Here is a 9,393-nt window from a genome sequence, read left to right on the forward strand (position 1 = left end):
CACGCCATGGAGCCCCATCATGAGCCTCAATCCAACGATCATGGACGAAGCCAAAACCGAAGTTCTGAGCTGCCTCAACAACGCGAGCCGGTCAATCCACGAGTTTCACGACGCACCAGCGTTCATGAGATGGTGGGAACAGTACGATTCTGGTGATTCCGGCCTGACCCACGACCAGAAAATCGACCTCTACTGTCAGCTTCGGGTTGAGGTATACACCTTCCAGGGCTGCCTCGATGAGTACCGCCGCCTACTGACGGGAAAACCAGGCATAGCAATGAGAATTGGCGATTGCCATTATGCCTACCTCAGCGCCAGCGGGGAGCTAATCGGCTTGACGGTGAACCGCAATAGCACGATCGACGAGGCTGAGCCTTACGACTTCGATAGCAGCGCGTTCAATACCTGCATTGGGGGCTGGATGGATGAGGATTACCGCCAGACACGCAAATGGATTACCAAGCCTCAATTCGTGCCGGTGACAGTCGATCCTCTCCCTGAGAAGTACACAGAGTTTGACCATGCTGGCCAGCGCTGGTCATTCAACCGAGATGAACTCTCCATGCTTGAGAGCGAAGACAGCTGCTTCCACTTTGTGGCGTATCACTTGCTGTCCGAACCGACGACTGAATCGGTGATCGCTTTCATTGAATCGAATGGGTTGGGTTAACTCTCACCCCCATAACCCTCCGCAGGACAAGCATTTCGAGCGAGTGGATTAGGACACTCGCTTTCCCCCTCAAAACTCTCATCAAGCGAATTTCAGCCGGTCGCTTTCGTTGGTAGCCAAATTTCGGTCGCGGGACAATCCGGGTCCATCTTTGGAGAAATCCCGTGCTCAGACGACACCGAAAACACCTCGGCGTGTTCTTGATCCTGGCGACTGTGGCAGGAGTGATCAGCTCCTGCTGGGGTATTGGCACACCTCAACCAAGCCGACCATGCGGAAGACTACGAGCGTACCGTCCTGGCCTTGCAGTCCGCTGAAGCGGAACGCGATCAATTCAAAGCCGAGCTTGAGCGGCTTAAAGATCAGGCGCCCGTTGCATTCATGTTCAGGGGGGCCGACGGCCGTCTTCGTATGGATGCTTGCCGCCACAAACCCAACGAACCGGGATGGGAAGGCGTCTACGGAGAATCCAGGCCACCCCGACACCACGCCCGACAATCTGATATCGCCGCGCGAACGCACGGAGGACATCAGCCGACTTGAACGCTCAGGCGTGGAACTGCATTGCTGGTCAAGTTTCCCCTGGCAGAAGCCCAGCCTGCCTGAGCAGGGTCTGGTTCTGGCACACCCCTAGGGCGACGATGATTGCTTCCGTGAAATCCCATTCCTCCAATTTTTCAGGAACTGCTAGCGATGAGCATCGAAGCGAAAAGCACCATACCGGCGTCCCTCATCCATCAGCCGGAGGTTCTCGCGTACCTCAACTACCACAAGCAGGACGTCGCCGGCCTTTCCTTCTCGCCCCTTTCGGGGCAGTGCAAGCAGCTGATGGCCGTTGAGCAGTACCACCAGAGTGTGGATGCTCTGACGGCCCAGCTGGACATAGCTTTGCAGGACCTGGCTACGGCTCAAGCCGAGCTGCAGCGTAACAAGGTCACCATTGCTGGGATGAATGAGGCCCATGCGAAGCTCGCAGGGATGTATGAGGGGGCTCTCTCGCAGATCAAGACGCTTACTGCCTCGCCCACCTTCAACCTGTGCCGCTGCGGCGATCAACGTCTTCCGGCCGTGACCCTGGAACGCAACTCCCTGGGACCTTTTTGGAAAGCTGCATGCCCGGCCTGCAAGCATTCGGTATCGACCTTCACCGAGCCAGGCCTCGTCCAACTGTGGAACGCACTGTCCAAGGTGCCCCGGCCCATGCCTGAACCCACCGACGTGGAAGGGCATGTCGGTTTGGTCACCTACACCGCCTTCTGGCACACCTACGTGTCCGGCTATGAGAATGGAAAGCAGGACACAAGAACTAGCAACTGTACGAAGTACAACCCCAGCGGGGCAGCTCACAAGTCCATGGCCCTCCTTGCCAGCCTGGCCCAACAGGAGCAGAACGCCCATGAGTGAGACCCGGCACAACCTGAGCACATCGGCTGGCGGCCGCGGCTACCTGGTGGATTACTTCCAAACCAAACTCGGACGCTACGACTTCACCCGATACATCCGCGATCGCCTGGCTGCTGATTTCGCCTGCATTTTGTCCCAGCACCTGAAAAAAGAGCAGGCCGAAACCGACACCATGCGCGCGGATCGGACGGCAGGCTGGCGTTGCTTCCACTGTGGCGAGCACTTCCTCGACGAGGCCGCTGCCGCCCTTCATTTCGGCACTCATGAGATGCAATCGCCGGCCTGCCTTATCGACGTGGCGGAGTACCGCGAGATGGAAGCACGTCTGCGCAGCTACAACGACGAGGATGCCGAAATCCACCGAGCAATGGCGCGCCAGCGAACCCAACATCAGATCGAGCTTCGCCGTGCTGAAGAGCAGGGCTATTCCCGGGGCCTTAAGGACGCTGCGGATGCCATGGAGCGCCAGCAAAGCTTGCATCAAATTGAGCTAAGCCGCGCTGAAGGGCTGGGCTATTCCCGGGGCCTCAAGGAGGCCACGGGGGCGATCCTCGACAAGCAAATGCAGGAGGACTAGCCAGATGAGCCGGATACAAACCGCCGAAGACAAGATCGCCAAGGTGCTGGACTCGTATCACGCCTACCTGAAGGAATGGAAGTACGACGAAAAACAGTCCCTCTTTTCTTCTGGCGGGTGGGTATTCAAGGGCAAGAACCACACCGCCCACGAAATGAACAGCAAGATCCTCGCCCGCCGAAATCAGGGCGTGCAAAAGATCCTCAAGATCACTTCCGAATCGAACGCCGGCACGGCTGACACCTCGCTCTCTGCAGAGTAACAGGCACGCCAGCATCTCTTCATTCCCAATCTCGTGGAGCCAACATGTCTTTCATCCCATCCCCCTCGAAATCCGGTGGTCGAACCGAAGCCGACGCAACACCGCAAGCCATGGGCCTTGCGATGAACGGCTATGAGATCCGAAATGCTCTGGAGTTCCTGGCCCCGGAGCGCACCCCTGAACAGATGAGTCATCGACTGGTGATCGAACTGCACTCCGAATCTCAGGAGATCCGCTGTCCTGAGTCCGGCCTTTACGCGCGCCACGAGAGACTCCCAGAGGACATCGCCATCTACCTGGTTGACCATGAGCCCGCCCAGGTGCTGCCCACCCAGGGTATGGCGCCGTACGACAAGGACGATCTCGATGCTGACGATCAACCCCGGCATGTACCCAGCCTCGTGCTGAACGGCTATCAGTTGCTGAACGCCATCGAGTTCCTGGCCCCGGACAACACTCCTGAGCAGTTCGAGCAGACGCTGGTGATCGAGCTGCATGAGCAGGACGAGGACTTCCCTGTGGCAGGCTTGTACGCCTACCACGATGAGTGCCCTGAGGAAGGGGCAATACTGCTGCTCGAGCACCAGGAAGGAGTGCTGGCCGGAGGTAGTCAAGAAGAGACCTACGAGACCAAGATTGCGAACACCCTCGAGCTGGTGAAACAGGCTGCAGATGCCATCCAGGTTTTCACCGGGCACGACAGCAGCGCGAATCTGCGGCACCACTATGGCGAGAAATGGTGGGAGAAGTTGGACGACTTGCGTGACAAACTGCGCGCAATCGGGAAGAGCCTCCCGCTCGCCCACTCCGACCAGTTGCTGGCGCTCGACAAGCAGTGCCGGGATGATGTCGGTCGCGCGTTGGGGCTCATCCCTTCGGAAGATCGTGGTTTTGCTTGGTCCTATCTGCTTGCCGCAATCAAAAAAGTAGTGGGCTCACACGTCCTGTCCTCGATCAAAACGGCAGTTGAGCAACCTGGCGCGCATGAGGCAGTTCAGGATCAACGACCTTCTGATTGGTCGTGCTTCGATCCAACGTTCGTCATCGAGTATCTGCGCGAGAGCAGCACCTTCGATGCTGACCTCATCGGGAAAATGTTGGAGTACGCCACTCGCCCTGTCGAAGCCGGGCAAGCCTCCCCTAGCCCTGTGCTTGGGTGTGACTACCGAGGCAAACATTTCGGAGCGCCGTACCTGGATGCTCAATGCCAGAATGGCTACCTCTGGGACGAAGATAGCTGCGATGAGCCTGGGGGGCCGCTGCTCAACGGCGGTGATATTCCGTGCCCCAAATGCAATGCCGCGGAGTACGCGGAATATCTGCGCCTGGACGAGGACGACAATACCAGCCCGGTGCCTGTTGGCGATATCGAACTGGCACGCAAGCTGTTCGAAGAAATGGCACTCATTGCGGATGACGAGAAATGCATCCACATGCTGGCCGGCGCACTTTCCAAAGCACAGCCCCTGGCACCCCGCGACGATATTCTCTCCCGAATGAGCGAACTGGAGTCCGTCGCCAAAGAAGGCAGGCCGAAGAAGATCGTTGTCCGACTGAAGCATCCCGACAGCGAACCCACCGGTTGCAGCAGCCTGCTCAACTACCACGAACCGACGCGCCAGCAGTTGATTACTGCCGGTATCCCGCTGAGTCGGCACACTCGGAATCCTATCGTTAGTTTCGGGATGATCGGGTGCAAGACGACGGCCGATGGTGTTATCGAATACACCTGGGGGGAATCCCAGGAGGTCCTGCTCGACAAATCCATCCCGACTGTAGACATGACACGTCCGGCCTGGCTGATTCCGGAACTCAAACCTGACGTTGTGGGTGCTCTGCTGCTGGGAGGAATCAGCGGCTCGGAGTACGGCGACAACGACATTCAGGTTGATTCCAAGGTCGTCGAGCGGCTCCAGGCCGAACGTGTAACCACCGAAGGCGATGTAGTGGTCGAGCTGGTAACTGCCGACCAGTACAAGCGCGACGTCGCTGGTCTGCAAGCACGTGTGGATCTCTTCGACCGGCTGGCGGTCGCTAACAAGGCCCTTGCCGACTCGTTCCAAGCTGAACGGGACACTGCACTGGCCAGCCAGGCGGCTCAAGTCCGCGTGATCCCGGCAAACTGGAAGATCGAGCGTACCGGCGAGCGCATCATCGTCCAGCACCTGCACAACGGCGCCGGCTATGCCGCCTCCCGTGCGGGTGAATCCGGCATTGCCGAGGCGGTACTGTTCCTCCTCGCTTCCGACCTGGTTGGTGATGGCGTTGTCGCCCAGGAGGACGAGGCATGAAGCGCCGTCCAACTGGGTTCGTTGCGACCTGCCAGTGCGGCGTTGCCATTGGTGCGATGGACATCAATCGCACTGAGCGAGCGGATGCGGGCAGGCTGCTCGGCAAATGGCTGTACGACGGTTGGACCGTCGAACCGCGCTTCGCCGGCACCTGGTCCGCGGAAATCGGTCCGTGTAAGTGCCCCAAGGCAGAAGGAGACCAGCATGAATAAGGTGCAACGCTACAGCGTGGATGCGAGACATCTGCACCCGCAAGGCTTCCTGGTAGGCCAGGGTATGGGGGAGGTCGTCTACGTCGAGGAGTTCGACAAGGTAGCCACCGAATCCCAGGCAAACGCCAATGCGCTCGCAGCGGCACAGAAAGAGATTGCCACTCTCCGCGCCATGCTGAGGATGGCACCGGAGTGGATGGCCCTCACTGGCCCGGGCCAGATCAAACAAGGGGACATGCTTCGCTTTAAGGTCGGTGACAGCGAGATCGAAGCGCCAGCGCAACTGGTGCTTCATGAGGGAACCGGCCGCGAGGAAATCGTCTACAACCGTGGGAAAAACCACTATTTCATCACCGGCATGGCCGTCGATGGCACCAGCTCTCACAAGAACGTCATGGTGAAGAGAGGCCAGGCACGGACGGGTAATGAACAGCTTCTTCGTCGACTTGGACAGGTCATCGCCTGGCAATGCTTCGGCGACTGCAGGATGTTCAGCGAAGAAGCAGTGCTGACCCCTGCGGAGGTCATTGCAGAGCTGGACGCTGTACTGAAGGGCGCGGAGTCCGGCCATGCCTGAGAAGCTGAAGCCGGTTTGTCATCGTGCGTTCTTCCTGAGCGCTCCCCAGCACTGGGGACCATGCAGCAAGGAGCACCATGACATGGTCAAGGCCAACCCAAAGGAATGGCCTGATTATGAGGTGCAGGAGCTTTACGTCCTTCCTGCGAATCATGTGGTCCTACCGCGGGATCTGCTGGAGCGCATTGCCCACGACGATGAAGGCATGTCCGATCTAGCCGACTTTGAAGAGTTGAAGCGGCTCCTTCGTCTCCGGCAACCGTAACCCCGACCTCCAAATCCACATCCTGGGCGTTATTGTCCAGCACACCCCACCAGGAGAAGCACCATGGATCTTGTTCAACTGCTTGACGCGATCCGCGCTTACTACGGCGATACCAGCCGCAGTCGCGAGGCCACCCGCGAAGGTCTTGAAGAGGCCCAGAGCGAAATCGAAACCCTGATCGACAGTTTGGCTGACTAGACAAAGCCTACCGGTGGCTTCTGGCACGCACTGATCAAATAGAAGATGGGCTGAAGTCATAACGCTCCAGGAGAACCCCGACAGTGCATCAAACCCCTGAAACCGCCCCCTCACGGCCATGACGGAGTCCCAAGTGCTGGCATGGATCGACGAGCAGACCTGCTATTCGGACCTGCACAAGCCTACCCCGTCGAACTTGCTGTATTTCGCACGCGCCAGGGGGAATGCCAACCTGACGGACATCGATGAACGCCGGTGGGTGCTATCCCATACCCCGGCCGGATATGAGTTGAAGTGCCTGGACTAACGCCTTCCCCGCCTGAGCCTGCCAGGTAAAACAGGCCCGATACCCTTGGCAGTTCGTCACGGCTCTGCCAGGGGGCATCGGAGAGAGAGTTGAATCGCGGTACCAGCTCGTTCTCCCATGCAGCCCGGAAAATTAGTTCGCCCCGCAGGGCGTAATGGAGCCCCTATGGCATTCGAGTACGTGCGCCAGCACTATCAAGTCCCAGCATGCGTTGGCCGGCGCGTTACCGCTTACGGTGAACCAGGCACGATCATGGCGGACCACGGCCATTACATCGGCGTGGTTTTGGATAGCGACCCGAAGAAGCGGATTCGGAATTACCACCCCACGGACGAGATGGTGTACGGGGAAGTTACGAGTGACCTCCCCCTCCGCCAGTTTGAAGTCCTGATCTGGGGGAGGAATTGGTGGGATTCTGCACGGCAAACCATGCAAGTTTGGGCTGCCAACCACGCCCAGGCCAAATACAAGGCGTACCAGGAACTGGATGACTGTTTCGAGGACGCAACTGCGATGTTCGGCTTCAAAGCCCGGCTGGCCTGATCATGGAAGTCAACGCGCGCGAATGCGAGGCGGCAGGGCTTGATCCGAAGGAGGTCCGCAGGATAGCTGCCGGTCTGAGCCGTTATGCCCGCGAGGCTGCAGCTCTGGGGTTGGAGATCTTCGGCGGTTCAGGAACAGGTGACCTTCGTACCGAGGCAGACGCCCGACGCGCAGGACTGATTCTGGCACGCCTGGATGGATCGTTTAATGGTGGTGACGGTGCATCGGATTACGACGAGGACGGACTTCTCCGGGGCGAAAGCTGAGTACCGCGCGCCAATCAGAGGACATGTGCATGAGTGATGCAGCCAAGACTCTGCTCCATCAAGTGAAGGGCTGGCGCTCCGGCGGTTGCGCCGATGAGCCGACCCGAGGCTACGCATTCCACGCAGCACGTACTTGGGCACAGGCGATCATCGCCGGAGCCGAATAACGAACCGCTCTGTTCAGGAGCAACCAGAGAGAGACCCGATATGGAACAGCTGACTATCGATGGAAACCCGGTCGAAAAGACAATCAACCTTCGTTGTTTCCGAGTGGACGACCATGACTACTACGCCGCCGCCGACGAGGCCGAAGCCCTCCGGCTGCACTCCGACCTGACGGGCATTGACTGTGAGGAAGTCGACAGTTGCACCGAGGTTGTCGGCGATCTGCTCGACAAACCATGGCAGGAAGAAGACAAACCAGGTGTCTCTGTCGGTACGCTTCGGCAATGGCTGGCCGAGGCCAGGGAACCTGGCTGGCTGGCCGGTACCGAGTAAGGAGCCGGTCATGACCACCGAAACCCATCGGGACTATCCCTCACCGCCGACGAACTCGCTGACATGGACATGACTGAGCAACAGTTTCATGACCACGTAGGGGCAGCCTTGGATGACGCGCAACCCGATCTGCCCGGGTTCAATGTCGAAGTAGACATCCAGGACTGACCTATGGCCGCCAAGCAAGAGAAGTCGATCGCTTTCGAAGCAGGCCGCCAGGCCTACCACTGCGGGGTACCGCTTGAGCAGAGCGCACTGCGCATCGGCAGCGCCCAGTACGAAGATTATGTCGACGGCTACGATAGCGCGAAGTCAGCCACCTCAAAGCGCAAGCAGTAATTCGTGGCGACCGCTTAACAAAAGCCCCCTCAAGACTGAGGGGGTTTTACGTTATGAAGCCATGCTTCCCTTCCGATTTCGCATGCGAAACTGCCAGCAGGGCTCCCAGAACTCAATTTCAACCCAAATATCAAGCGCAGGGATAGTGGCACCACTCTGGACTGAACTGCAAAGACCAACGCCAGCAAAAAGCCCCTGCTACGCAGGGGGCTTACCTCGCAGTAACTTGAATTCAAACCAACGGATCTGATGCCGGCGGATCAGCAAACAAAGAGGGCTGCTCTTCAACTGACATGCCTTTCGAAACTTGGAAGTGAATCCCGTCGTAGATAGCCTGAGCCTTTTTCGGACCTATCCCCTTCACCGCACACAACTGTTCCACCGAGGCATTGATCACCGCATGTACGGAACGGAAGTGCTCGAGCAGTTTGCGCGCGGCTACTGGGCCACAACCATTCAAACCCTCCAGAGTGAACAGAAACTGGCCAACGCCGGCCGGCACCTTACCTTTGCGAGTGGCAGGCACGTAGTCGAGTCCATCCTGCTCGTGCTTGGCGAGCCGGTAGATCATTCCGGCCGCACGCCTGGGGGCCTTGTACCAGAGCACCGTCTGTTGGTGCACCACTGCCAGATAACTCAGTGCTCCATCCAGTGCATCAGGATGAATCTGGGCCCTGGTGGAATAGACGTCGCCTTCAATTAGCCAGATTCGGCGCTTGAAGTTCATCATCATCTTGCTGGACTGGTTGATGAATCTGCCATCGGTAACGCTCATGCAGAAGTCGATGGCGGTTTTCCGCTCCAGCACTAGATCGGCGCTCAGGACGTAGTCCCCAACCTCCAGGTTCACGATTTCAACCTCTGCGCCCATCTCGCGCAGGGCATCGGGAATACGTGAAGGGATTTCCCGGGCGTCCACAAAAATCTTGACCATTGCCTTTCCTGACCGAATTCGGGGATCGACCTCAATATAACGGGTGACTC

General features: G+C 58.4%; 16 protein-coding genes. 14 read left to right on the forward strand and 2 right to left on the reverse strand.

The window, feature by feature from the left end:
• Positions 1–19 precede the first annotated feature (19 nt).
• Entirely contained in the window at positions 20–670 is a 651-nt protein-coding gene (locus ACGLHT_RS15315) for a hypothetical protein (RefSeq protein ID WP_274120416.1), read from the forward strand.
• Positions 671–898: 228 nt separating this feature from the next.
• Here the strand turns inward: ACGLHT_RS15315 and ACGLHT_RS15320 are convergent, their stop codons facing one another.
• Positions 899–1,201, reverse strand: coding sequence for a hypothetical protein (locus tag ACGLHT_RS15320; RefSeq protein WP_135192709.1), 303 nt, complete (start codon positions 1,199–1,201; stop codon positions 899–901).
• 162 nt (positions 1,202–1,363) lie between these two features.
• On the opposite strand from ACGLHT_RS15320, the gene ACGLHT_RS15325 reads away from it, so the two are divergent.
• The 13 genes from ACGLHT_RS15325 to ACGLHT_RS15385 all read left to right on the forward strand — a co-directional run bounded on the left by ACGLHT_RS15325 (position 1,364) and on the right by ACGLHT_RS15385 (position 8,409).
• Entirely contained in the window at positions 1,364–2,074 is a 711-nt protein-coding gene (locus ACGLHT_RS15325; protein ID WP_135192708.1) for a hypothetical protein, read from the forward strand.
• Positions 2,067–2,651, forward strand: a complete 585-nt coding sequence (locus tag ACGLHT_RS15330) for a hypothetical protein (protein ID WP_135192707.1) — start codon at positions 2,067–2,069, stop codon at positions 2,649–2,651. Before ACGLHT_RS15325 ends, ACGLHT_RS15330 begins: the two co-directional genes overlap by 8 nt.
• Before the next feature lie 4 nt (positions 2,652–2,655).
• A complete protein-coding gene (locus ACGLHT_RS15335; protein WP_123084687.1) occupies positions 2,656–2,913 on the forward strand; it encodes a hypothetical protein in 258 nt (85 codons plus the stop codon).
• A gap of 44 nt (positions 2,914–2,957) precedes the next feature.
• Positions 2,958–5,204, forward strand: coding sequence for a hypothetical protein (locus tag ACGLHT_RS15340; protein WP_135192706.1), 2,247 nt, complete (start codon positions 2,958–2,960; stop codon positions 5,202–5,204).
• Positions 5,201–5,416 carry a hypothetical protein gene (locus tag ACGLHT_RS15345; protein ID WP_123084689.1) on the forward strand — a complete coding sequence of 72 codons (216 nt, stop codon included), beginning with the start codon at positions 5,201–5,203 and terminating at the stop codon, positions 5,414–5,416. The genes ACGLHT_RS15340 and ACGLHT_RS15345 overlap by 4 nt, the downstream gene beginning before the upstream one ends.
• Entirely contained in the window at positions 5,409–5,993 is a 585-nt protein-coding gene (locus ACGLHT_RS15350; RefSeq protein ID WP_123084690.1) for a hypothetical protein, read from the forward strand. The genes ACGLHT_RS15345 and ACGLHT_RS15350 overlap by 8 nt, the downstream gene beginning before the upstream one ends.
• Positions 5,986–6,258: a hypothetical protein gene (locus ACGLHT_RS15355; protein ID WP_123084691.1), complete on the forward strand. Its 273-nt coding sequence runs from the start codon at positions 5,986–5,988 to the stop codon at positions 6,256–6,258. Before ACGLHT_RS15350 ends, ACGLHT_RS15355 begins: the two co-directional genes overlap by 8 nt.
• 63 nt (positions 6,259–6,321) lie before the next feature.
• The gene (locus ACGLHT_RS15360; protein WP_010794363.1) at positions 6,322–6,456 is read left to right on the forward strand and encodes a hypothetical protein; all 135 of its coding nucleotides are present in this window, start codon (positions 6,322–6,324) and stop codon (positions 6,454–6,456) included.
• Between the two features lie 118 nt (positions 6,457–6,574).
• Positions 6,575–6,763: a hypothetical protein gene (locus ACGLHT_RS15365; protein ID WP_135192705.1), complete on the forward strand. Its 189-nt coding sequence runs from the start codon at positions 6,575–6,577 to the stop codon at positions 6,761–6,763.
• Positions 6,764–6,928: 165 nt separating this feature from the next.
• Positions 6,929–7,306: a hypothetical protein gene (locus ACGLHT_RS15370; protein ID WP_010794365.1), complete on the forward strand. Its 378-nt coding sequence runs from the start codon at positions 6,929–6,931 to the stop codon at positions 7,304–7,306.
• A gap of 2 nt (positions 7,307–7,308) precedes the next feature.
• The gene (locus ACGLHT_RS15375) at positions 7,309–7,572 is read left to right on the forward strand and encodes a hypothetical protein (RefSeq protein ID WP_079743059.1); all 264 of its coding nucleotides are present in this window, start codon (positions 7,309–7,311) and stop codon (positions 7,570–7,572) included.
• A 207-nt stretch (positions 7,573–7,779) separates the two neighbouring features.
• Positions 7,780–8,070 carry a hypothetical protein gene (locus ACGLHT_RS15380; protein WP_123084692.1) on the forward strand — a complete coding sequence of 97 codons (291 nt, stop codon included), beginning with the start codon at positions 7,780–7,782 and terminating at the stop codon, positions 8,068–8,070.
• A 171-nt stretch (positions 8,071–8,241) separates the two neighbouring features.
• The gene (locus ACGLHT_RS15385; RefSeq protein ID WP_183596625.1) at positions 8,242–8,409 is read left to right on the forward strand and encodes a hypothetical protein; all 168 of its coding nucleotides are present in this window, start codon (positions 8,242–8,244) and stop codon (positions 8,407–8,409) included.
• A gap of 232 nt (positions 8,410–8,641) precedes the next feature.
• On the opposite strand, the gene ACGLHT_RS15390 is transcribed toward ACGLHT_RS15385, so the two are convergent.
• A complete protein-coding gene (locus ACGLHT_RS15390; protein WP_274120414.1) occupies positions 8,642–9,343 on the reverse strand; it encodes an ERCC4 domain-containing protein in 702 nt (233 codons plus the stop codon).
• Positions 9,344–9,393 lie beyond the last annotated feature (50 nt).

The sequence above is a fragment of the Pseudomonas sp. PsB genome (assembly GCF_043658375.1).
GTDB lineage: Bacteria > Pseudomonadota > Gammaproteobacteria > Pseudomonadales > Pseudomonadaceae > Aquipseudomonas > Aquipseudomonas putida_Z.

Coding starts and splice junctions, on each gene's coding strand:
- ACGLHT_RS15350 (WP_123084690.1), top strand. CDS start 5,409: ATGAATAAGGTGCAACGCTACAGCGTGGATGCGAGACATCTGCACCCG.
- ACGLHT_RS15330 (WP_135192707.1), top strand. CDS start 2,067: ATGAGTGAGACCCGGCACAACCTGAGCACATCGGCTGGCGGCCGCGGC.
- ACGLHT_RS15370 (WP_010794365.1), top strand. CDS start 6,929: ATGGCATTCGAGTACGTGCGCCAGCACTATCAAGTCCCAGCATGCGTT.
- ACGLHT_RS15335 (WP_123084687.1), top strand. CDS start 2,656: ATGAGCCGGATACAAACCGCCGAAGACAAGATCGCCAAGGTGCTGGAC.
- ACGLHT_RS15325 (WP_135192708.1), top strand. CDS start 1,364: ATGAGCATCGAAGCGAAAAGCACCATACCGGCGTCCCTCATCCATCAG.
- ACGLHT_RS15380 (WP_123084692.1), top strand. CDS start 7,780: ATGGAACAGCTGACTATCGATGGAAACCCGGTCGAAAAGACAATCAAC.
- ACGLHT_RS15355 (WP_123084691.1), top strand. CDS start 5,986: ATGCCTGAGAAGCTGAAGCCGGTTTGTCATCGTGCGTTCTTCCTGAGC.
- ACGLHT_RS15320 (WP_135192709.1), bottom strand. CDS start 1,201: ATGTCCTCCGTGCGTTCGCGCGGCGATATCAGATTGTCGGGCGTGGTG.
- ACGLHT_RS15315 (WP_274120416.1), top strand. CDS start 20: ATGAGCCTCAATCCAACGATCATGGACGAAGCCAAAACCGAAGTTCTG.
- ACGLHT_RS15340 (WP_135192706.1), top strand. CDS start 2,958: ATGTCTTTCATCCCATCCCCCTCGAAATCCGGTGGTCGAACCGAAGCC.
- ACGLHT_RS15390 (WP_274120414.1), bottom strand. CDS start 9,343: ATGGTCAAGATTTTTGTGGACGCCCGGGAAATCCCTTCACGTATTCCC.
- ACGLHT_RS15375 (WP_079743059.1), top strand. CDS start 7,309: ATGGAAGTCAACGCGCGCGAATGCGAGGCGGCAGGGCTTGATCCGAAG.
- ACGLHT_RS15385 (WP_183596625.1), top strand. CDS start 8,242: ATGGCCGCCAAGCAAGAGAAGTCGATCGCTTTCGAAGCAGGCCGCCAG.
- ACGLHT_RS15345 (WP_123084689.1), top strand. CDS start 5,201: ATGAAGCGCCGTCCAACTGGGTTCGTTGCGACCTGCCAGTGCGGCGTT.
- ACGLHT_RS15365 (WP_135192705.1), top strand. CDS start 6,575: ATGACGGAGTCCCAAGTGCTGGCATGGATCGACGAGCAGACCTGCTAT.
- ACGLHT_RS15360 (WP_010794363.1), top strand. CDS start 6,322: ATGGATCTTGTTCAACTGCTTGACGCGATCCGCGCTTACTACGGCGAT.